Raw genomic sequence first — 21,008 nt, 5'->3', positions numbered from 1 at the left:
CACCGGGGATCAGGCACGCTTGAGCGACGCCTTCAGGTACTCCCGGTTCAGGGTGCTGATGCTCTCCAGCGGGATGCCCTTCGGGCACGCCGTGGCGCACTCACCGGTGAGGGTGCAGCCGCCGAAACCGGCGTCGTCCATGGTGTCGACCATGTTCAGCACCCGGTCACGCCGCTCGGGCTGCCCCTGCGGCAGCGCGTTGAGGTGGACGACCTTGGCGGCGGTGAACAGCATCGCCGAACCGTTGGGGCAGGCGGCCACGCACGCGCCGCAGCCGATGCAGGCGGCGTTCTCGAACGCGGCGTCGGCGTCGGCTTTGGCGACCGGTGTGGCGTGGGCGTCGGGCGCCGAACCGGTGGGCGCGGAGATGTAGCCACCCGAGGCGATGATGTCGTCGAAGGCCGAGCGGTCCACGACGAGGTCCTTCACCACCGGGAACGCCTTGGCGCGCCACGGCTCGACGGTGATGGTGTCACCGTCGCGGTAATGCCGCATGTGGAGCTGGCAGGTCGTGGTGCTGCGTTGCGGGCCGTGCGGTTCACCGTCGATGGTGAGGGAACACATGCCGCAGATGCCCTCACGGCAGTCGTGGTCGAACGCGATCGGGTCCTCCCCCGCCAGCGTCAGACGCTCGTTGAGCACGTCGAGCATCTCCAGGAACGACATGTCGGGCGAGACGTCGTCCACCCGGTACTCGACCATCTCACCTTTGTGGGCGATCCCGGCCTGACGCCAGATGCGCAGATTCAGTCTCATTTGTAGCTCCGCTGGGTCGGCTTGACGTATTCGAAGTTGAGCTCCTCGCGGTGCAGCACGGGCAGTTCGCCGCCGTACTCCCACGCCGCGACGTAGGAGAACGCCTCGTCGTCGCGCTTGGCCTCCCCGTCGTCGGTCTGGCTCTCGGCCCGGAAGTGGCCGCCGCAGGACTCGGTGCGGTGCAGCGCGTCGACGCACATGAGTTCCGCCAGCTCGAAGAAGTCGGCGACCCGGCCGGCGCGCTCCAGCGACTGGTTGAACTGCGCCCCGGTGCCGGGGACCTTCACCCGCCGCCAGAACTCCTCACGCAGGTCCCGGATCAGGCCGATCGCCTTGCGAAGGCCCTCGTCGGAGCGTTCCATACCGCAGTACTCCCACATGATGTGGCCGAGTTCGCGGTGGAAGGAGTCGACGGTCCGGTCGCCGTTCACCGCCAGCAGTCGTTCGATCCGGTCGGTGACCGATTCGCGCGCCTTCCGCACCTCGGGGTGTGCGTCGGTCAGCGTCTCGAACGGCCCGGCCGCGAGGTAGTCGCCGATGGTGTTGGGTAGGACGAAGTAGCCGTCGGCCAGGCCCTGCATGAGCGCCGAGGCACCCAGCCGGTTCGCGCCGTGGTCGGAGAAGTTGGCCTCACCGATGACGAACAGGCCCGGCAGGTTCGACTGCAGGTCGTAGTCGACCCACAGGCCGCCCATCGTGTAGTGCACGGCCGGGTAGATGCGCATCGGCGTCTCGTACGGGTTCTCGCCGGTGATGCGTTCGTACATCTCGAAGAGGTTGCCGTACTTGGCCTCCACCGCCGCGCGGCCGAGCCGGTCGATGGCGTCGGAGAAGTCCAGGTAGACGCCCAGTCCGCCCGGGCCGACACCGCGGCCCTCGTCGCAGACGTTCTTGGCGGCGCGGGAGGCGATGTCACGCGGGACGAGGTTGCCGAACGCCGGGTATATCCGTTCCAGGTAGTAGTCGCGTTCGGCTTCGGGGATGTCGCCGGGGGCGCGGGAGTCACCGGCCTCCTTGGGCACCCACACGCGGCCGTCGTTGCGAAGCGACTCCGACATCAACGTCAGCTTGGACTGGTGGTCACCGGAGACGGGGATGCAGGTGGGGTGGATCTGTGTGTAGCAGGGGTTGGCGAACAGGGCACCCTTGCGGTGCGCGCGCCAGGTCGCGGTGACGTTGCAGCCCTTGGCGTTGGTGGACAGGAAGAACACGTTCCCGTACCCGCCCGACGCCAGCACCACCGCGTCGGCGTACTCGGTGAAGATCTCACCGCTGACCAGGTCGCGGGCGACGATGCCGCGCGCCCGTCCGTCCACCACGATCAGTTCCAGCATCTCGTGCCGGTCGTGCATCTCGATGGTCCCGGCCGCGATCTGGCGTTCGAGCGCCTGGTAGGCACCCAGCAGCAACTGCTGACCCGTCTGGCCGCGCGCGTAGAAGGTCCGTGACACCTGCGCACCACCGAAGGAACGCGTGTCGAGCAGCCCGCCGTACTCCCGCGCGAAGGGGACGCCCTGCGCCACACACTGGTCGATGATCTCCACCGACACCTCCGCCAGGCGGTGCACGTTGGACTCGCGCGCCCGGAAGTCACCGCCCTTGACGGTGTCGTAGAACAACCGGTGGACGCTGTCGCCGTCGTTGCGGTAGTTCTTGGCCGCGTTGATGCCGCCCTGCGCGGCGATCGAGTGGGCGCGGCGCGGCGAATCCTGGTAGCAGAAGCTCTTGACCCGGTACCCCAACTCCCCCAGCGTCGCCGCCGCCGATCCGCCCGCCAGGCCGGTGCCCACGACGATCACCGACAGCTTGCGCTTGTTGGCGGGGTTGACCAGCTTGGCCTCGAAGCGCCGACGGCTCCACCGTTCGGCGATCGGGCCGTCCGGCGCCTTCTGATCGACGACGGGTTCCCCCAGGACGTACTCACCGATGTCGGTCATCTTCAGCTCACTACTCCAGTCATGACGCCGATCGGGACCGCGACGAAGCCGACGGTGATGACCAGGGCCACCAGTACCGCCGCCGGGCGGAACACCCGGTTACGCGTCGTCGTTCCCACTCCCAGGGTCTGTGCCGCCGCCCAGATCCCGTGCTTGAGGTGGTAGCCCAGTGCCAGCAGCGCCGCGATGTAGATGACGTTGCCGTACCAGGTGTCGAAGGTGGCCACCAGGTTCCCGTACGGGTTGCCCACCTCGGCGCGCTCGTTGACCGTCAGGGTCGTCAGGTCGAGGATGTGCCAGATGATGAACAGGAACAGGATCACGCCGCCGGACCGCATGGTGAAGGTGACGTAGCCGCCGCCTCGCGGCTTCCCGGTGCGCGACCTGGGCCGGTCCTTCACGGCGCGGCGGGTGAGCTGGACGGCCGACACGATGTGCGCCACGACCGCGACCAGCAGGAGCACCCGCATCAACCACAGGAAGCCCTCGTACGGCAACACCGGCTCGCCGAAGGTACGGAGCCAGTGCGCGTAGGAGTTGAACTTCTCCTCGCCGGAGAAGACCTTGATGTTGCCCGCCATGTGTGCGACCAGGTAGCCGATCATGATCAGGCCGGTGATCGACATGATCACCTTCTTGCCGATCGTGGATCGCCACAGGGCGGCGGGCACCGCTCGTGAGGTCTTGGCCGGGCGTTTAGTCCGGGTGTCTAGGGCCATGAATCCAAAGACTAGGAAATCGGGCTCGGTTCGTCCAAGTGATGATCATTGTCGATTCGATAGCCCGTGCCTATCATGTGAGCGTGCAACTGACTCAGCTCCGCTCCTTCGTCACCGTCTGTGACACAAGGCACTTCACCAGGGCCGCGGAGGTGTTGGGCATCACTCAGCCCTCACTGTCCCAGCACATCCGGGGCCTGGAACGCGAGTTGGGCACCGAACTGCTGCACCGGGCGCGCGGCAACATCACCCTCACCGACGGCGGTGAGGCGCTGCTACCCCTCGCCCGCCGGATCCTCGCCGACACCGAGACCGCCAGGCGGGAGGTCGCCGACGCGGTACGGCTCAACCGGGGCCGGGTCCGGCTGGGCGCCACCCCGAGCCTGTGCGCGAGCCTGGTCCCGGACGTGCTTCGCAGATTCCACGACGCCTACCCCAACGTCGAACTCCACATAGAGGAGAGCGGGTCGCAGAACCTGGTCCGCACCCTCGCCGGCGGCGAACTCGACCTGGCGCTGATCATCACCCCGCAACGCGGGGTCGTGCCCGCCCTGTCGGCCACCGAACTGCTCCGTGAGGAACTGGTGGTGGTGTCGCCACCGGAACAGGCCGCGCCGGTGGCCCGCCGCCGCATCCGGGTGGACGACCTGCGCGACCGGCCAATGGTCATGTTCCGGCGCGGCTACGACCTGCGCGAGTTCACCACCGCGGCCTGCCGGGTCGCCGGGTTCGAGCCCTCCTTCACCGTCGAGGGCGGCGAGATGGACGCCGTGCTGGGGTTCGTCCGCGCCGGGCTCGGGTTGGCGGTCGTCCCCCAGATGGTCGCGGCCCGCTCCGGTCTGCGCGTCACACGGTTCGACCGGCCGGGACTACATCGCACCATCGCCGTGGCCCACCGCAAGGACGTCGCACCCACCCGGGCGGCGACCGAACTGCGGCGCATCCTGGTGGCGCACCTGCGGTCCACCGGCGCCGGACCCGCCGTGACGGTCTCCGGTTGAACCGGGAGGCCGTCCTCGTTCGTGGCGACCGGTGTTCCGATCAACTGCGTTCGCAGGGCGGCGAAGGCGATGCTCTGGAAGCTCCCTGCGTACCGGTGTGGAACGCACCGCTCCTCAGCGGCGCCGACCGGGCGGCGCGCAGCAGGGCCGGAGCCGGTCCCTCAGGCGTCGCCGCGCCGCTGGTCGGCGAGGAACCTCTCCAGCTCCGCGCCCAACTCGTCGGCGGTCGGCAACTGCGACTCGTCGGCGAGCAGGCTGTCACGCTCCACCGAGTCCACGAACATGTCGTACTGCCGCTCAAGCGCCTCCACGACGTCCTTGACCTCGGAGGAGGCCCGAACCTGCGCGTCGACCTCGGCGTCGACCTCGCGCGCGGAGTCCCGCAGCTCGTCCAACGGCACCGACAGGCCGGTGGCGTCGGCGACGGCCTCCAACAGGGTCACCGACGCGGCCGGGTAGTTCGACTGCGCCAGGTAGTGCGGCACGTGGACGGCGAACCCCATCGCGTCGTGACCGGCCTCCCCCAGGCGCAGCTCCAGCAGCGCCGCGACGTTGCCCGGCACACGCAACCGGTTGAACACCGACTGCCGGTTCCCCAACAGTTCCGCACGGGTCGCGTGAGGCGTGACACCCAGCGGCCGGGTGTGCGGTGCCCCCATCGGGATGCCGTGCATGCCGACGGTCAGGCGCACGCCCCACCGCTCGATCAGCCCGCGCACGGCCGCGACGAACCGCTCCCACTGCACGTCGGGTTCGCTGCCGGACAGCAACAGGAACGGTGTGCCCAGCTCGTCGTGCAACAGGTGGATCTCCAGCCGGGGCGCGTCGTAGTCCTCCCAGTGGTCGGCCGCGAACGTCATCGACGGCCGGCGTGACCGGTAGTCGACCAACCCGTCCACGTCGAACCTGGCGACCAGTTCGTGCTCGAAGGTCTCCAACAGGTAGGCGCTGACCCCCTCGGCCGCCGAACCGGCGTCCATGAAGCCGCGGAAGTCCGTCAGCAGCACCGCACCCGAGGGGACGTCCGACACGATCTCATACAACTCTCGGGGTTCCGACACGTCAATCGCCTTCCGACATCACACGAAAACAACAACAGCGTCCTGAAGCAACATCCGCGGCCACCCGCGCATTCCCGGCCGGAGCACGTGTAAGCCGCGCGACCCCGAATCTACCGGCCGTCGCACACCGACCCTCCCCGGCGCGGGCAACCCCCGCGCCCCGACGCGGCGTTTGAGAGACGAGCCCTTCGAACCGCGGAAGGACGTATGTCACCACACCGTCCCCGGAATCCCCTGTTCGCCGACGGGCCACGCCGCTGGTGGCCGGACGTCGTCATGGTCACGGCCCTGCTCGCGATCACCGCCCTACTGTGGTGGCCCTCACCGCTGGTCGTGCTCGACGTCGTGATCCGCGACCACGTGGAGGCCGACCAGCCCGGGTGGGCGTTGGAGATCGCCGCGGTCTTCAAGTTCCTGGGCCTGCCCACGTTGCAGGCGATCGTCTGCACCTATCTCGCGCTGTGCTGTGCCCGTCACCATCGCAGCATCCGGCCACTGCTGCCGGTGGGAGCGACCTGGTTGCTGATGGCCGGGACCAAGGAGCTGCAACGACTCTCCGACCGGGTGTTCCCGCACTGGCCGGACTGCCCGCCGCGCTGTCCCGACACCGACACCGGGCCGGAGGGCGCGGCGTTCTTCGCCGGGCAGGGATTCGACGCCTTCCCGTCCGGGCACTCCATCGCCACCGCCACCTGGTTCGGTCTCGCGGTGTGGCTGTTGCCGCGGCTCGGCGTGGCGTGGCGATGGGCGCTCGCGGTCACGCCGAGCGTCCTGCTGACGGCGGGACAGACGTATCTGGGCTACCACTGGGCCACCGACAGCGTCGGCGGCATCCTGCTCGGCGTGTTGCTGTCCCGGACGGTCAGGCGGTTCCCGTGGGACACCGTGCCGTTGGGGCCGCTCGACTTGCTGGAACGGCACATCCCCGGCGGCCCCGGACGGAGGGGTCAGTCAGCCCACAGGTCCTTCTCCCGCACCTCGGTCAGTGCCGCCCGGAGGCTCTCCGCGTCGGCGAGCCTCCCCTCCACCACGGCACCGATCCGCAACAGGCCCGAGGTGTCGGAGCCGTAGGCGCAGAACATGCCGGCCTCGGAGTCGAAGGCGACGCCGTCGGGCACACCGGTGCCGTCCAGGGCGAGCCTGCCGGCCACGGCGCTCTGCCAGTCGTAGCCGCTGCCCTCCAGGCCGAACTCGGCGAACACGCCGGCCAGGTGGGCGTCCGCGGGGCCACCGGCGCTGAGGATGATCGAGCTGCCGTGCCCGCCCGTCACCATCTTGACGTGCGTGAAACCCTTGTTTTGGGAGGTGTCGGTCATGCCGGGACCTTAGCGTCCACCACCGACATGCGACCGAGGTCCTAGGACGAGGATCCCCGGCTGGTCCCGGACGTCGGCCCGATGGCGGCGGCCCACGCGGAACCTACCGTCGATGCCATGACTCACAACGAATCCCGAATCGCCCTCGTCACCGGTGCCTCCCGGGGACTCGGTGAGGCCCTGGCGGTCGCACTGGCCGGCCGTGGCTGGCACACCGTCCTCACCGCGCGCGGTGAGGACGCGCTGAAGGAGGTCGCCGCGCGGGTCGGCGCCGACGCGCTCGCCGGCGACGTCACCGACCCGTCCCACCGCGCCCGGCTCGCCGCGCACCTCGAAGGGCTCGGCGGGGTCGACCTGCTGGTCAACAACGCCAGCGATCTGGGGGCGACACCGCTACCGGCTCTCGCCGACTATCCACTCGACCGACTGTCACGCCTGTTCGAGACCAACGTGACGGCACCACTGGCGTTGACGCAGCTCCTACTGCCCGCGCTGCGGCGCCGAGGCGGCGCGGTCGTCAACATCTCGTCCGACGCCGCGACTGGCGGGTACCCGGGATGGGGCGGCTACGGCGCGAGCAAGGCCGCCCTGGACCAGTTGTCGCACGTCCTCTCCGCCGAGGAACCCGACGTGGCGGTGTGGTGGGTGGACCCGGGTGAGATGCGCACCCGGATGCTGGCGGAGGCCGTCGGGGCCGAGGCCGAGGCCGCCCCGCCGCCGCAGCGGGCCGCCGAGGCCATCGTGCGGCTCGTCGACGCCCGCCCCGCCGGTGCCCGCTTCCCGGCGTCCCGGCTCTTCGAGGACGCGTCGTGACCACCCTTCCGGCGGCGTTCGAGTTCGCGTTGGACGCCGCGCGCCACGCGGCCGAACCACCCGAGGTGCGAGGTACCGGGCGCGACGACGTGAGGCTCCTGGTCACCGACCGGCGGACCGGCGACACCGACACCCGCCACTTCCGGGACCTGCCGGAGGCACTTCGGCCCGGCGACCTGTTGGTGGTCAACAACTCCACGACACTGCCCGCCGCCGTCTGGCTCGACCGGATGGTGGTGCACTTCTCCACCCGGCAGGAGGACGGCCGTTGGCTGGTGGAGCCGCGCCGGCGGGTGGGGCGCGGTCACGTCCCGCATGCGGACGTGCGCGCCGGGGAGCACCTGCCGTTGCCGGGCGGGGTGACCCTACGCCTGGCGGAGCGGTACTCGCGGCGGTTGTGGTTCGCGGAGCTCGACACCTCGGTGCCGATATACCTAATGAAACACGGTAAGCCGATCCGTTACGACTACGTCGGACGCGACTGGCCGTTGAGCGCGTACCAGACCGTGTTCGGCACAGTGGACGGCAGCGCCGAGATGCCCTCGGCCGCCCGCCCGTTCACCGCCGACATGGTCACCGCACTGGTCAGCAGGGGGATCGGCATCGCACCGGTGACACTCCACACCGGAGTGGCCTCCCCGGAGGCCGACGAACCGCCCTACCCCGAGTGGTTCCAGGTGACCCCGCACACCGCCGCCGCGGTCCGGGCCGCCAAGTCCGCCGGCGGCAGGGTCATCGCGGTGGGCACCACCGTGGTCCGCGCCCTCGAATCGGCCGCCGCCTCCGGCACGTTCGGCGCCGCCGAGGGGACCACCTCACTGGTGGTCACCCCGGAACGCGGCGTCCACGTGGTGGACGGCATCGTGACCGGGCTGCACGAGCCGCGCTCGACACACCTGGCGATGTTGTCGGCCGTCGCCGACGCGGTGCACCTGCGCCACGCCTACCGCGAGGCGATAGCGCACGGCCTGCTGTGGCACGAGTTCGGAGACCTGCACCTGATCGCCTTATCCGTCACGTCCCGGCCGGGGCCGCCCTCCGGGTGGCACCGGTCACGGCGCGGAGGGGGCCGCATCCTCCGGCGGGCGGCGGAACCGTTGCAGCCCCGACGTTCCGGCCACGCGGCCCGCACCCGCGGTGAAACGGCCCGCTCCGCCGGTCGCCGGACGTACCCGCCGCCATCGGCCACCGTTCACCCACCCGACACCCGCGGGCACTACACATCCTGCTGTGCACCGATTCCCCCGCAGCGTGTCCGCCGGTCTGACCGGGCTGGCCGCGCTCAGCCTCATGACACCCCTCGCCGCACCCGCCCACGCCGAGACCCCGGACGACGCCGGCTTCCACCGGCTCGCCACCTTCCCGGTGTACCTCAACGGTTCACCCGACGAGGTCACCGCCGCCGAGATCGCGGCGGTGACCGAGGACGGCGAGACCGTGGTCTACACCGACAGTCCCGCCGGCGCGCTCGGTTTCGTGGACATCACCGACCCGGCCGCCCCACAGCCCGCCGGTCGATTCACCCTGGACGGTGAACCGACCTCGGTGGCGGTGGCGGGCGGGCGGATCCTCGCCGCCGTCAACACCGGGACCGCCCACGCGCACCCCGACGGTGAACTCGCGGTGTTCGACGCCGCGACCCGCGAACCGGTAGCCACGGTCGCCCTGGGCGGCCAGCCCGACTCCATAGCCGTGGACCCGTCACACCGTTGGGCGGCGATCGCGATCGAGAACGAACGCGACGAGGACGTCGCCGACGGGGCCCTCCCCCAGGCGCCCGCCGGCCGACTGGCGGTGGTGGACCTCCACGACCTGACCGTCACCGACGTGGACCTGACCGGCCTGGCGGAGGTCGCCCCCGACGACCCCGAACCGGAGTACGTGTCCGTCAACGCGGACGGCGTGGCCGTGGTCACACTCCAGGAGAACAACCACATCGCGCTGGTCGACCTGGCGACCGCCACCGTCGTCGGCGACTTCTCCGCCGGCTCCACGCGGGTGTCCGGAGTGGACGTCGCCGACGACGGGCGGATCGAGCTCACCGGAACCGTCGACGCAGTCCGGGAACCCGATTCGGTGGCGTGGATCGGCACCGAGTTCATCGCCACCGCCAACGAGGGCGACTGGCGCGGCGGAACCCGCGGCTGGACGGTGTTCGACACCCGGGGCGAGGTCGTCCACGACTCCGGGAACGGATTCGAGTACCTGGGGATCAGCCACGGCCTGTACCCCGACAAGCGATCCGACTCCGCCGGGACCGAACCGGAGGGACTGACCGTCGGCACCTTCCACGGCGTCCCGCACCTGTTCGTCGCCTCCGAGCGCGGCAACTTCATCGCCGTCTACGACGTGACCGACCCGGCCTCGCCCCGGTTCCGGCAACTGCTGCCCACCGGGAACGAACCCGAGGGCCTGGTGACGGTTCCCGAACGGGACCTACTGGTCGTCGCCAACGAACTCGACGAGGCGGAGTCCGGTATCCGATCGACGGTCCAGATCTACCGGATGGACACCGGCACCCCGGTGTTCCCGTCGATCGTGTCCGACACCGTGGACGGGGTACCGCTCGGCTGGGGCGCCCTGTCGGGGCTCAGCGCCTCCCCCACCGACCCCGATGCGCTGTACGCGGTCACCGACTCCGCCTTCGCGCACACCCGGCTGCTCGACGTGGACGTCAGCACCTCCCCCGCCCGGATCACCGGCGCCACCGAGGTGACCAGGGACGGTTCACCGGTCGGATACGACGCCGAGGGCGTGTTCGCCCGCCCCGATGGCGGTTTCTGGTTGGCCTCCGAGGGGTCGCCGGAGGACGGGGTCCCGAACCTGCTGGTCAGGTTGAACGCCGAGGCGGAGGTGGTCGAGGAGATCCCACTGCCCGAGGACGTGGCCGCCGACGTCACCGGGCGTGGCCTGGAGGGCGTCACCGCCTTCGGCTCCGGTGACGACGAGGTCGTGTGGGTGGCCCTCCAGTCACCGTTGTCCGGTGGAGAGGACGCCCTGCTGGGCCGCTACGAGGTGTCGACCGGCGCCTGGTCGTGGGCGGGCTACGCGCTGGAGTCCGCCACCGGTGACGCCGCGACCGGACTCAGCGAGATCACCGCGACCGGACCCGACACCGTCGCCGTGATCGAACGCGACGGCGCCGGCGGCCCCGACGCGACGGTCAAGCGCATCCACGTGATCGACCTGTCGGAGGTCCGTACCGGCACCGCCGACCAGGCACCACGGGTTGACGCGCAGGAGGCCGTGGACGTCCTGCCGGTGCTGCGGCGCGGCGCCGGTTGGACGCCCGACAAGCTCGAAGGGCTCGCGGTCGCCGGGAACGGCCGGGTCTACGTGGTCACCGACAACGACTTCGTGGACGACGCCACCGGCGAGACGGTGTTCGCCGACCTCGGCGACGCGACCGCACTGTTCGGTACCGGCGGCGACGGCGACCTTCCCGTGACCGGGAACTCCCTGACCACGCTCGTCGTCTCGGCCGTGCTGCTGGTGGCGGTGGGTTCGGTCGCGTTGTTGATCCTGCGCCGGCGCGCGTTGTCACGGTGGTGAATCCGGGCCGCGTCCCACAACCCCTCTCCCGGGGGCTCACGCCGGCGCGTGAGCCCCCGGGCCGTCGCGGTGGGGCGTCGCGTTCGTCCCGTCACGGCGGCATCCGATCAGGAATCGAGAAGCCCCGCGGCCGTGACGGCAGGGGTCGTCCCGGGTGGACGGGACGGCCGAGTGCGAAGGGCGGTATGACATGGCACAGCGGAACCCGAACGCGGCGGCGGCCGGTTTCTCCGAACAGGAACGCGCCGCGATGAAGGCGCGCGCGAAGGAGTTGAAGGCCGAGGCCGGCGGCGGCCGGGGCGCCAAGAAGGCCGCAGCGGACGAGGCGGCCGTGCTGTCGGAGATCGCCGCGATGACACCGGCCGACGCCGCGTTGGCGTCCCGGGTCCACGAGATCGTCACGACCGAGGCCCCTGAGCTGGCGCCCAAGACCTGGTACGGCCAGCCCGCGTACGCGCGCGACGGCAAGGTCCTGTGTTTCTTCCGCGGCGGTGACGTCGACAAGGAGCGGTACGCGACGTTGGGCTTCACCACCGAGGCCCGGCTCGACGACGGCGGCCTGTGGCCGACCTCCTTCGCGGTCACGGACATGAGCGAGGCCACCCGGACCGCGATCGGCGAACTCGTGAGAAGGGCCGTGGGCTGAACGCGCGACCCGCCCCGGGACGCGCCGCGTTTCGGGGCGTCCGGTTCCCCGTGGAGTCAGCCGGGGGTGCTGGTGTCGCGGGTGAACTGGGTGCGGTACAGCTCCGAGTAGATGCCGCCGCGTACCACCAGTTCCTCGTGGCTTCCCCGTTCGGCGACGCGCCCCACTCGATCGGGTGGTCGATGGCGGGTACACGGACGACACGACACCATGGACACATGCATTCCGACCATCTCAGAGACACCGTGCCCCCGCATCTGACGCGGCTGCTCGTCGAGGCAGGGGAACTGTGCGGGCTCGCGAGACGAAGGCTCGTGGGCATCGACGGCATCTCGCTGTTGGGCGACGATGCGGTCCGGATCCCCACCCGGTCGATGGTGCGGGTGTGGGAGGAACTGTCGGTGGCGCTGCGGGATGTCGGCAACGGCACCCGTCCCATGGAACTGTGGCAGCCGGGACGGCTCGGTGCCTGGGACTACCTGATGGACTCCGCGGACACGTTGGCCCAGGCGTTCATCGAAACGGACCGATACTTCATCTCCGTGTCGGACCCGCGCGACTCGATCGAGTCGCGGCGCTCCCCGGACGGACTGACCGTCAGTTTCCACGGCCCGCACGAGGCGCTGCCCGTCGTGGGTGAGTTCGCGATCAGTCTGCTGCTGACCCAGGCCCGCTCTGTCGCGCACCGTGCACTGCGTCCTGCCGGGGTGGCACTGCCCGGGGCGGCGGGTTCCCGGCACCGATATCTGGCGGCCGCGTTCGGTACCCGTGACATCGAGTTCGACGCGCCGCGGCCTTCCATGACGTTGTCGACCGCCGACGCCGACCGCCCACTGCCGCACGCGGATCCGGCGCTGGCGGCGATAATGCGAGACCACATGCGACTGAAGTTGGCCGGCGCCAAGCCCGTGCGAGGCTGGCTGGACCGGCTGCACGCGGAGATCGACAGGGAGTTCGCCGTCGGCGCGCCGATGCTCACGCGGGTGGCACGGCGCCTCAACCTCAGCACGCGCACGCTGCAGCGGCGGCTGAGCGACGAGAACACCAGTTGGAGCGCCGAACTCGAACGCATCCGTGCCGAGCGGGTCGAACGGCTGCTCACCACGACGTCGCTGCCGGTCGACGCGATCGCCGCCCAGGTGGGATACAGCGACACCCGAGCGCTGCGCCGGGCCGTCCATCGCTGGCACGGGCAGTCGCCCGTCGCCGTTCGAGCCGGCCACTGACTCGCCCGAACGGAATCGGCGCGTCCGGTCCGGTGAGTGTCGTCTGCGGCCCTCCTCACGGCGCTGACAGGCCAATACCTTTCAGAACGTGAACGCATGCGGCGCCGGGCGAGATCACCACCGGTGGTGGCACACGTCCCCGTCCGGACCGCCGCCAGGCCCGGCTCCGGATCCGGCGATCCGTCATCACCGTCACACGGAACTCGTGCCCAGGCATCGTCACCACCAGAGCCGTCGGCATCACCGGCATGGTCGCTCATGTCGTGGCGGCCCTCGGCATCACCCCGCAGAGAACGGAGCCCTGATAATGAGGAACGAGTTGTACGACTACAGCCCCATCGTCGGCCGTGAGCCCATCGAATGGCCCGGCGGCGCGAGGGTCGCGTTCTACGTCGGACTGAACGTCGAGCACTTCCACATCGGCAAACCGTCCACGAGCATCAACGAGGGCACCTCCTCCCTGGTACCCGACCCGCTCAACCACGGCTGGCGCGACTACGGCGCCAGAGTCGGATTCTGGCGGGTCATGGAGACCCTCGACCGGCACGGTGTCCGTGCCAGCGTGCTGCTCAACTCCGAGGTGTGCGAGGAGTATCCGCAGATCATCGAAGCCGGCAAGGCCCGCGACTGGGCCTGGCTGGCACACGGGAAGACCAACTCCCAGCTCCCGGCGGAGGTACCGGCCGAAGCCGAGCGGGAATACCTGACAGAAATCGTCGAGACCATCGAGACGGCCACCGGCCACCGGCCCAGGGGATGGATGGGTCCGGCACTGAACCACACCTTCCAGACACCGTCACTGCTGGCCGATCTGGGTGTGTCCTACCTGCTCGACTGGACCGCCGACGACCAGCCGTTCCGGTTGAACGTCCCCGGTCTGCTGAGCGTTCCGTACTCGGTGGAGTTGAACGACATCGGCGTGTTCACCATGAAGAGCCACACCGGTCCGCAGTTCACTCGGATGCTCAAGGACCAGTTCGACCAGTTGTACACCGACGCCGCCGACGGTGGTCGTGTCATGGCCCTTGCCCTCCACCCGTTCGTCATCGGACAGGCGTTCCGAAACCGCCATCTGGACGAGGCGTTGGCCTACATCACCGGACACGAAGGGGTGTGGGTCACCACCAGCGACGAGATCGCCGCGCACTACGACAGGACGGCGGCGTGAACGGCGACGCCACACCTTCCGCCCTGTCGCGCGCCACCGAGACGGTGTCGCGCCTGCCGCCGGCGGCGACGCTTGTCCGACTTCGACATCACACCCACCCGAACAGGCGAGACCCACTACCGGTCCGACCGAGAGGAAACCCCCATGACGGCCAACCGTGAGATCCACCTGAAATCCCGACCCGACGGCGAACCCACACTCGCCGACTTCTCACTCGTCGAATCCGCGATGCCCGAACCGGCTGACGGCCAGATACTCGTCCGCAACACCTGGATGTCCGTAGACCCCTACATGCGCAGGCGCATGGACGAGGGCGACGACTACATGCCCGCGTTCGTACTCGGCGCGGCCCTGGACGGCGCCGCCGTCGGCGAGGTGGTCGCCTCCCGAGCCGGATCCGTGCCGGAGGGGACGGTGGTGACGCACGGTCTGGGCTGGCGTGAACACGCGGTGCTCGACGTGTCGGCCGCCACGGTCATCGACACCGACCTGGCGGCACAGGAGGACTATCTGGGTGCCCTGGGCACCACCGGCCTCACCGCGTACGCCACGCTGACCGAAGTGGCCCCGGTCAAGGAGGACGACGTCGTGTTCGTCTCCGCCGCGGCGGGAGCGGTCGGCAGCGTGGCGGGGCAGCTCGCCCGCGTTCTGGGTGCCTCGAAGGTGATCGGCTCCGCCGGCGGCCCGGTCAAGACCGCGGCGCTCACCGCGGACTTCGGCTTCGACGCGGCACTCGACTACCGCGCCGGTTCGCTCGCCGAACAGTTGAGGACCGCGGCTCCCGACGGAATAGACGTCTATGTGGACAACGTCGGCGGCGATCACCTGACGGCCGCCATCGACGCACTGCGCCCGTGGGGACGCATCGGGATGGTGGGCGCGATCAGCGGATACAACGCCACCGAGCCGGTGCCGGGGCCGACGAACCTGTTCTCCCTGGCGGCCAAGAACGCCACGTTGCGGGGCATGCTGGTGCCCTCGTACTTCCACCTGTTCGACGAATGGATCGAGAAGGCCGCGTCCATGCTCGCCGAGGGCACACTGCGCACGTCTCGCACGGTGGTCGAGGGCCTGGACAACGCCCCGGCCGCCTTCCTCGGCATGATGCGCGGTGAGAACGTCGGGAAGATGCTGGTGCGGCTCTGATCCACACCGGCCCCTGCGCCGCACGTCGTCGAAGGCGCCGGGTGTCGAGGTTCGCGCCACATCGGCTCGCTCTCGTTCGGCGGCCACCGGTTCGCGCGAACCGGTGGCCGCCGACCTCGCGGAACCGGTCACCGTGGGACCACGTGACGAGGCGGCCGCATCGTCGTCACCGATCGCCGGGAGTGGCGGTGTCGCGGGTGAACTGGGTGCGGTACAGCTCCGAGTAGATGCCGCCGCGTGCCACCAGTTCCTCGTGGCTTCCCCGTTCGGCGACGCGCCCCTCGTGTAGGACCACGATCTCGTCGGCGTCCCGCACGGTCGACAACCGGTGGGCGATGACCAGTGCGGTCCGCCCGGCGAGCGCCTCGGACAGGGCCACCTGCAGGGCCGCCTCCGATTCGGAGTCCAGGTGGGCGGTCGCCTCGTCCAGGATGACCATTCCCGGCGACTTCAGCAACAGGCGCGCGATGGCGAGGCGTTGCTTCTCGCCGCCGGAGAACCGGTAGCCGCGCTCCCCCACGACGGTGTCCAGGCCGTCGGGGAGCCGCCTGATGACCGGCGCGATCTGGGCGCGTTCCAGGGCGTCCCACATCGCCTCGTCGTCGGCGTCGAGCCGCCCGTACGCGAGGTTCGCGCGGATCGTGTCGTGGAACATGTGGGAGTCCTGGGTCACCACGCCCACGGTGTCCTTGAGGGACTGGGCGGTGGTGTCGCGCACGTCCTGTCCGTTGATCCGGACGGCACCGGAGGCCACGTCGTAGACGCGCGGCACCAGCATCGACGTGGTGGTCTTGCCGGCGCCGGAGTGACCGACCAGGGCCACCACGGTGCCCGGCCTCACGGTGAACGACACGCCGTCCAGGACGGTCCCCGCCTCCGCGGACTCCAGTCGTGCCACGTCCTCCAGGGAGGCGAGCGAGACCTGGGAGGCCGTCGGGTAACGGAACACCACGTCGTCGAACTCGACCTCGACGGGCCCCGGTGGGACGGGACGCGCGTCCGGCGCGTCGGTGATGAGCGGTTCCAGGTCGAGCACCTCGAACACCCGCTGGAAACTGACCAGGGCGCTCATCACGTCCACGCGCACGTTCGACAACGCCGTCAACGGCCCGTAGAGCCTCGTCAACAACAGGGCGAGCGTGACGACGGTGCCCGCCGTCAACGTCCCCGACAGGGCGAACCATCCGCCGAGCCCGTACGTGACCGCCTGCGCCAGTCCCGCCACCATCGTCAACGCGACGATGAAGGTCCTGGCGTACATGGCGGTGGTGACGCCGATGGACCGTACCCGGTCGGCGCGGCGGGCGAACTCGTCGACCTCCAGTTGCGGCCGCCCGAAGAGCTTGACCAGCAGGGCGCCGCCGACGCCGAAGCGTTCCGTCATCTGGGCGTTCATGCTGGCGTTGAGCTCGAAGCTCTCGTTGGTGAGGGTGGCGAGGCGGCGACCGACCATCCGGGCCGGAATCAGGAACACCGGCACCAGGACCAGCGACAACAGGGTGATCTGCCAGGACTGGGAGAGCATCACCGCCAGGGTCAGCACCACGGCGATCGCGTTCGACACCAGCCCCGACAACGTCGAGGTGAAGGCCCGCTGCGCGCCCAGGACGTCGTTGTTCAACCGGGACACCAGCGCCCCGGTCTGGGTGCGGCTGAAGAACGCCAACGGCATGGACTGGACGTGCCCGAACACCTCGCGGCGCAACCGGTAGATCATGCCCTCGCCGACCTTGGCGGAGTACCACCGGTTCGCCAGTGACAACAACGCCTCCACGACGGCGAGCCCGCCGATGAGTACGGCTATGCGGACCACGACGCCACGGTCGCCGTCGCCGGTGATCTCGTTGACGACGTCGCCGGCCAGTACCGGCGTGGCCACCCCGATCGCCGCCGACAGCACCACGGTGACCAGGAAGACCGATATGTCGCGGCGGTACGGCGCGGCGAACCGCACGATCCGCCGGAACATCCCCTTGGTGAGCTTGGTCTGCGCCAGGGTGCGGTCACGTGTCATGGACCGCATCGCGCGGAAACCGGGACCGCCCATGTGCACCACGCCGCATCACCTCACTGAGATCTCCCGATGGCAGAGTCCGTCAAGCGGCACGGTCGCCGGATTATTCCCCCGCGCCCGCTCTCGCCCGCAACAGCCGCAGCTGCGCCGCCCGCTCGGCGGCGAGCTGTTCGGAGTCGTCGTTGACGCTCGCCTGCAGGAGTAGCGACTTCGTCTCCACCGCCGCGTCCCTGGGCACCGACAGTACCGCCAGGACCAGATCCTCCACGGTGTGATCGAGTTCATCGGGGGCGACGGCGACGGTCGCCAGGCCCATCGGGACGGCCTCCTGCGCGGTGACGGTCCGGCTGGTCAGGCACAGTTCCATCGCGCGGGCGTACCCGATCTGCGCGACCAGGCGCTTGGTGCCGCCGAGGTCGGGGACCAGCCCCAGGCCGGGTTCGCCGACCCGCAGCCTGGCGTCGGTCGCCAGTACCCGCAGGTCGCAGGCGAGCGCCAGTTGCAGGCCCGCCCCGATCGCGTAACCCTGTACCGCCGCGATCGACACCAGGTCGGGTCGCCGCAGCCAGTCGAACGCCTCCTGGAAGGACCACAGCCGCGCCTCGGCGTCCTCGTCGGTCATGGCCGCCAGTTCGGCGGGCAGTCCCCCCGACAGCACCGACAGGTCGAGTCCGGCGGAGAACGCCGCGCCGGCGCCCGCCACGATCACACAGCGGATGTCGCCGGTGAGTTCCCGCCCGATGTCCCGCAGTCGCCGCCACATCGCGGGAGTCTGGGCGTTCCGCTGGTCGGGGCGGCACAAGGTCACCCTCGCGACCGGACCCTCCACGTCCAATCGCACGTCGCCGGAGTCGTCACGGGAATCGGTCACGTCCGTCACCATCGTCCTGTCCGCCCGGGGTCCGGGCCCGCCGTCATCGATGCGCATCGTATCGGCAGTCCACCATGCCGCGAAGCCGTGCCGGGCGGTGAAGACACCGCCGGCCATGCCCCTGGTGTGTGGCACGGCCGGACGCGGTGTGACCTCGGCGTCTGCCGGGGGCACGGCGGTGTGTGAGCGGCGCGGATCAGGCGGCTGCCCTGGTGCGGCGACCCCCTCGCTTCCGCAGCTTCACGCCGGATTCGCACAGCACCCGGTGCACGAATCCGTAGGAGCGGTCCACCGACGCGGCGAGGGCCCGGATGCTCTGCCCCTCGCCGTACCCGGTTACCAGCTGTGTGACCAACGCCAGGCGTTCTTCGCCGGTGATCCGGCGACCCTTCGCATCGGGGTCGCTCAACTCGTTGTATGCCATTTGTTTCCCTCTACACTCAGGGCGTATGGGTGGTGTGCCGAATCGTTCGATAGGGTGACGAATGATCTTGCGCCAGGCCCAAGTCTTAGCCGTTCGGTAAGCCGACGGCAAGGATCTGTCGGAAACCCGATAGCGTGGTTTCCCGTGGCGGCAAACGATAGCGGAACTCCGGTGACCACGCAGGACCCGCGCGGCATGGAACGACGGGACCTGGCCGTCTGGTTGGCCATCGTGGCCGTGGGCCTGGCGATGGCGGCGACCGGTGTCGCCGGCGGCGCGGCCCTGGGCACCGACGCCGCGCCGTTCCTCGGTGTCTACCACCTGGTGGAGGCCAACCCGACCGCGCTGGCGGCGCCCGCCGTGGCCGTCGCGGTGCTCGCGGTGGCACGTCGGCGCTTCGCCGCCCGACTGTCGTGGCGTCGCGTCCTGTGGCTGTCCTACCTGGCCTCGCTGGCGTGGCAACTCGCCCTCGCCGTCATGCCCGGCACCGAGGGCCTGACCAGGTATCTCACCGACCAGGACGGCTACCGTCCTCAGTTGACGGGAATCGGCTCACCCGCCGACCTACTGGCCGCCGTCAGCGACCCGGCGAATCCGCTGTCGACGGGCATGACCGGCAGGCCGCCGGGCTCGGTGCTGTCACTGTGGGCGGTGACGTCGCTTCCGCTACCGGACGCGGCACTGGGCGCACTGTGGGCGGCGATGGCCGCCACGGTCGTACCGCTGACCCTCCTGGCGGCACGCAGTACGTGCGGCCCGGTCGCCGCCCGGCGGCTGGCCCCGTTGCTGATCCTGGCGCCGTGGGCGATCTGGCTGACCGTCGGCCCCGACGCCGTCACCGCCGTCCTGGCCGCCGCGGCCCTGGCCGCCGCCGCGCACGCCAGCCACCGGAGGCGGCACGGCTGGAGCGCCACCATCTGGGCGGTGGCGAGTGGACTGCTGCTGGCGTCGGCGACCATGTTCGCCTACCTGGCGGCCTGGTTCGGCCTGTCCATCGTGTGCCTGTACTTCGCCAGGCGCCGTCCCTGGCACAACCTCGCCACCGGGCTCGGGGCGCTCATCCCGCTCGGGCTCGTGCAGCTCGCGGGATTCGACTGGGCGACCGGCCTCACGGTCGCCTACCACGGCTTCCTGGAACGCATCGAGTTCAACCGGTCGGTGCTGTGGTGGATCCCGTTGAGCCTGCTGGTGCTGATCCTGGTCTGTGGTCCGCCAATCGTCTCCAGTGCCCGCAAGATGCGCAACACGCCCGCCTGGCCGTTCCTGGTGGGCAGCGCGGCGGCAGTGGTGTTCTCCGTGGTGATGGGGACCGCGCGGGGCGGTGTCGAGCAGACGTGGCTGCCGCTGTTCCCGTGGCTGATGATCGCCGCCACGGCACCCGCCAGGCCCGGCGGGCCGCCGCTGCCGTTCCCGTGGATGCCCGCGGCGGCCACCGCGGCGACCGGCCTGGTGATCCAGGCGGTCCTGGTGCCCCCGTGGTGAGGCGCGACGTTCGCGGCAGGTTCCGGTACGGCGCCGCGGCCCCGGGGTGGCGCCTCATCGGCCGCCGGTGGCCGGCCGCGCGCCGCGACCCCGCCACACGACCGGCCGAACCCCGTTAGCCTCGGGCGATGGCCCGACTGCGTGTCCTGACCTACAACATCCACCACGGCGCCGACGCCGCCGAGCGTCCCAGCCTGGACCGCATCGGGCGCCTCATCGCCGACAGCGACGCGGACGTGGTGTGCCTGCAGGAGGTCGACCGCAACTTCGGGCCCCGCTCGGCGCATCGCGACCAGGTGGCGTGGCTGGCCGACGGGTTGGCGATGCATGCGCACTTCGGGGCCTCGATAACGCGCCGCGGCGGACGGTACGGCAACGCGATCCTGTCCCGCGGCGCGCTGACCGACACCCGGGTCCACGCCCTGCCGACTCCCGAGGGCGTGGAGCCGCGCTGCGCGGTGTCGGCGGTGGCCGCGACCCCGCTGGGCGAGGTGGCGGTCTTCACCACCCATCTGACGGTGGAACCGGCGTTGGCGGACGTCCGCCGCCAACAGCTGGAGCTGATCGCCGGCCTGGTGGCGGAGACGTCCGGCCCGGCGGTGGTCACCGGTGACTTCAACACCGGCTCCCGCCGGGGAGAACTGTCGGTGTTGGAGAAGGCCATGCACGACGTGCGGCGGTCGCGCCGGTTCTCCCCCGCCCGGTGGAGCCTGCTGTGGGGTCGTCCGTCCGGGGCGACGTTCCCGGCGAGGTGGCCGCTGCGCCGCATCGACCGGATCTACGTCTCAGGTCCGTTGCGGGTGGCCTCGACCCGGGTGCTGCCGGGCCGAGGCTCGGACCATCGCGCGCTCCTGGCGGAACTGCGGCGGCACTGAA

The 21,008-nt window shown here is 70.3% G+C and carries 17 protein-coding genes and 2 pseudogenes; 11 read left to right on the top strand and 8 right to left on the bottom strand.

The features are described 5' to 3' along the window. Positions 1-9: 9 nt before the first annotated feature. Genes LX16_RS07690 through LX16_RS07680 form a run of 3 tightly spaced genes read right to left on the bottom strand, consistent with a single transcriptional unit; the run spans position 10 to position 3,412 of the window. Positions 10-756 (bottom strand): succinate dehydrogenase/fumarate reductase iron-sulfur subunit, encoded by a 747-nt coding sequence (locus LX16_RS07690; protein ID WP_147135186.1) that lies wholly within the window; start codon positions 754-756, stop codon positions 10-12. Further along, positions 753-2,693: a fumarate reductase/succinate dehydrogenase flavoprotein subunit gene (locus LX16_RS07685; protein WP_147135182.1), complete on the bottom strand. Its 1,941-nt coding sequence runs from the start codon at positions 2,691-2,693 to the stop codon at positions 753-755. The genes LX16_RS07690 and LX16_RS07685 overlap by 4 nt, the downstream gene beginning before the upstream one ends. 2 nt (positions 2,694-2,695) lie before the next feature. Beyond that, positions 2,696-3,412, bottom strand: coding sequence for a succinate dehydrogenase cytochrome b subunit (locus tag LX16_RS07680; RefSeq protein WP_147135180.1), 717 nt, complete (start codon positions 3,410-3,412; stop codon positions 2,696-2,698). 83 nt (positions 3,413-3,495) lie between these two features. Between LX16_RS07680 and LX16_RS07675 the strand changes: the two genes are divergently transcribed. Then, positions 3,496-4,413, top strand: coding sequence for a LysR family transcriptional regulator (locus tag LX16_RS07675; RefSeq protein WP_147135177.1), 918 nt, complete (start codon positions 3,496-3,498; stop codon positions 4,411-4,413). Between the two features lie 161 nt (positions 4,414-4,574). Here LX16_RS07675 and LX16_RS07670 read toward each other — a convergent pair whose 3' ends face one another. Further along, positions 4,575-5,474, bottom strand: coding sequence for a PAC2 family protein (locus LX16_RS07670; RefSeq protein ID WP_244615714.1), 900 nt, complete (start codon positions 5,472-5,474; stop codon positions 4,575-4,577). 207 nt (positions 5,475-5,681) lie between these two features. Between LX16_RS07670 and LX16_RS28100 the strand changes: the two are divergent. Then, a pseudogene (locus LX16_RS28100) lies at positions 5,682-6,344 on the top strand (phosphatase PAP2 family protein); the annotation flags it as partial. 77 nt (positions 6,345-6,421) lie between these two features. Here LX16_RS28100 and LX16_RS27435 read toward each other — a convergent pair. After that, positions 6,422-6,790: an Imm51 family immunity protein gene (locus tag LX16_RS27435; protein WP_147135171.1), complete on the bottom strand. Its 369-nt coding sequence runs from the start codon at positions 6,788-6,790 to the stop codon at positions 6,422-6,424. A gap of 117 nt (positions 6,791-6,907) precedes the next feature. Between LX16_RS27435 and LX16_RS07655 the strand changes: the two genes are divergently transcribed. The 7 genes and pseudogenes from LX16_RS07655 to LX16_RS07620 all read left to right on the top strand — a co-directional run bounded on the left by LX16_RS07655 (position 6,908) and on the right by LX16_RS07620 (position 15,341). Then, positions 6,908-7,603: an SDR family NAD(P)-dependent oxidoreductase gene (locus LX16_RS07655; RefSeq protein WP_147135168.1), complete on the top strand. Its 696-nt coding sequence runs from the start codon at positions 6,908-6,910 to the stop codon at positions 7,601-7,603. Beyond that, a pseudogene (locus LX16_RS28195) lies at positions 7,600-8,547 on the top strand (S-adenosylmethionine:tRNA ribosyltransferase-isomerase); the annotation flags it as partial. The gene LX16_RS07655 and the pseudogene LX16_RS28195, both read left to right, overlap by 4 nt. 286 nt (positions 8,548-8,833) lie before the next feature. Next, a complete protein-coding gene (locus LX16_RS28190; protein ID WP_345740637.1) occupies positions 8,834-11,155 on the top strand; it encodes an esterase-like activity of phytase family protein in 2,322 nt (773 codons plus the stop codon). A gap of 190 nt (positions 11,156-11,345) precedes the next feature. After that, a complete protein-coding gene (locus LX16_RS07640) occupies positions 11,346-11,801 on the top strand; it encodes a DUF1801 domain-containing protein (protein WP_147135161.1) in 456 nt (151 codons plus the stop codon). 218 nt (positions 11,802-12,019) lie between these two features. Beyond that, entirely contained in the window at positions 12,020-13,027 is a 1,008-nt protein-coding gene (locus LX16_RS07630; RefSeq protein ID WP_158645516.1) for an AraC family transcriptional regulator, read from the top strand. A gap of 307 nt (positions 13,028-13,334) precedes the next feature. Next, complete coding sequence (locus tag LX16_RS07625; protein ID WP_147135156.1) at positions 13,335-14,195, top strand: polysaccharide deacetylase family protein; 861 nt, start codon at positions 13,335-13,337, stop codon at positions 14,193-14,195. Positions 14,196-14,339: 144 nt separating this feature from the next. After that, the gene (locus LX16_RS07620) at positions 14,340-15,341 is read left to right on the top strand and encodes an NADP-dependent oxidoreductase (protein WP_147135153.1); all 1,002 of its coding nucleotides are present in this window, start codon (positions 14,340-14,342) and stop codon (positions 15,339-15,341) included. A 166-nt stretch (positions 15,342-15,507) separates the two neighbouring features. Here LX16_RS07620 and LX16_RS07615 read toward each other — a convergent pair whose 3' ends face one another. The 3 genes from LX16_RS07615 to LX16_RS07605 all read right to left on the bottom strand — a co-directional run bounded on the left by LX16_RS07615 (position 15,508) and on the right by LX16_RS07605 (position 18,650). Continuing rightward, entirely contained in the window at positions 15,508-17,355 is a 1,848-nt protein-coding gene (locus LX16_RS07615) for an ABC transporter ATP-binding protein (protein ID WP_244615713.1), read from the bottom strand. A 103-nt stretch (positions 17,356-17,458) separates the two neighbouring features. Beyond that, a complete protein-coding gene (locus LX16_RS07610) occupies positions 17,459-18,238 on the bottom strand; it encodes an enoyl-CoA hydratase/isomerase family protein (protein WP_147135150.1) in 780 nt (259 codons plus the stop codon). Positions 18,239-18,422: 184 nt separating this feature from the next. Continuing rightward, entirely contained in the window at positions 18,423-18,650 is a 228-nt protein-coding gene (locus LX16_RS07605) for a helix-turn-helix domain-containing protein (protein WP_147135147.1), read from the bottom strand. 171 nt (positions 18,651-18,821) lie between these two features. Here LX16_RS07605 and LX16_RS07600 point away from each other — a divergent pair, with 171 nt between their 5' ends. Further along, complete coding sequence (locus tag LX16_RS07600) at positions 18,822-20,132, top strand: hypothetical protein (RefSeq protein ID WP_211354329.1); 1,311 nt, start codon at positions 18,822-18,824, stop codon at positions 20,130-20,132. A 128-nt stretch (positions 20,133-20,260) separates the two neighbouring features. Continuing rightward, positions 20,261-21,007, top strand: coding sequence for an endonuclease/exonuclease/phosphatase family protein (locus LX16_RS07595; RefSeq protein WP_147135144.1), 747 nt, complete (start codon positions 20,261-20,263; stop codon positions 21,005-21,007). The last annotated feature ends 1 nt before the right edge of the window (position 21,008 follow it).

Source organism: Stackebrandtia albiflava, assembly GCF_007994225.1.
GTDB lineage: Bacteria > Actinomycetota > Actinomycetes > Mycobacteriales > Micromonosporaceae > Stackebrandtia > Stackebrandtia albiflava.
The sequence above is the reverse complement of the archived record's forward strand: the minus strand, read 5'-3'. Positions and strand labels throughout refer to the sequence as shown.

Coding starts and splice junctions, on each gene's coding strand:
- LX16_RS07640 (WP_147135161.1), top strand. CDS start 11,346: ATGGCACAGCGGAACCCGAACGCGGCGGCGGCCGGTTTCTCCGAACAG.
- LX16_RS07690 (WP_147135186.1), bottom strand. CDS start 756: ATGAGACTGAATCTGCGCATCTGGCGTCAGGCCGGGATCGCCCACAAA.
- LX16_RS07605 (WP_147135147.1), bottom strand. CDS start 18,650: ATGGCATACAACGAGTTGAGCGACCCCGATGCGAAGGGTCGCCGGATC.
- LX16_RS07620 (WP_147135153.1), top strand. CDS start 14,340: ATGACGGCCAACCGTGAGATCCACCTGAAATCCCGACCCGACGGCGAA.
- LX16_RS27435 (WP_147135171.1), bottom strand. CDS start 6,790: ATGACCGACACCTCCCAAAACAAGGGTTTCACGCACGTCAAGATGGTG.
- LX16_RS07625 (WP_147135156.1), top strand. CDS start 13,335: ATGAGGAACGAGTTGTACGACTACAGCCCCATCGTCGGCCGTGAGCCC.
- LX16_RS07685 (WP_147135182.1), bottom strand. CDS start 2,693: ATGACCGACATCGGTGAGTACGTCCTGGGGGAACCCGTCGTCGATCAG.
- LX16_RS07610 (WP_147135150.1), bottom strand. CDS start 18,238: ATGGTGACGGACGTGACCGATTCCCGTGACGACTCCGGCGACGTGCGA.
- LX16_RS07630 (WP_158645516.1), top strand. CDS start 12,020: ATGCATTCCGACCATCTCAGAGACACCGTGCCCCCGCATCTGACGCGG.
- LX16_RS07680 (WP_147135180.1), bottom strand. CDS start 3,412: ATGGCCCTAGACACCCGGACTAAACGCCCGGCCAAGACCTCACGAGCG.
- LX16_RS07655 (WP_147135168.1), top strand. CDS start 6,908: ATGACTCACAACGAATCCCGAATCGCCCTCGTCACCGGTGCCTCCCGG.
- LX16_RS07615 (WP_244615713.1), bottom strand. CDS start 17,355: ATGACACGTGACCGCACCCTGGCGCAGACCAAGCTCACCAAGGGGATG.
- LX16_RS07595 (WP_147135144.1), top strand. CDS start 20,261: ATGGCCCGACTGCGTGTCCTGACCTACAACATCCACCACGGCGCCGAC.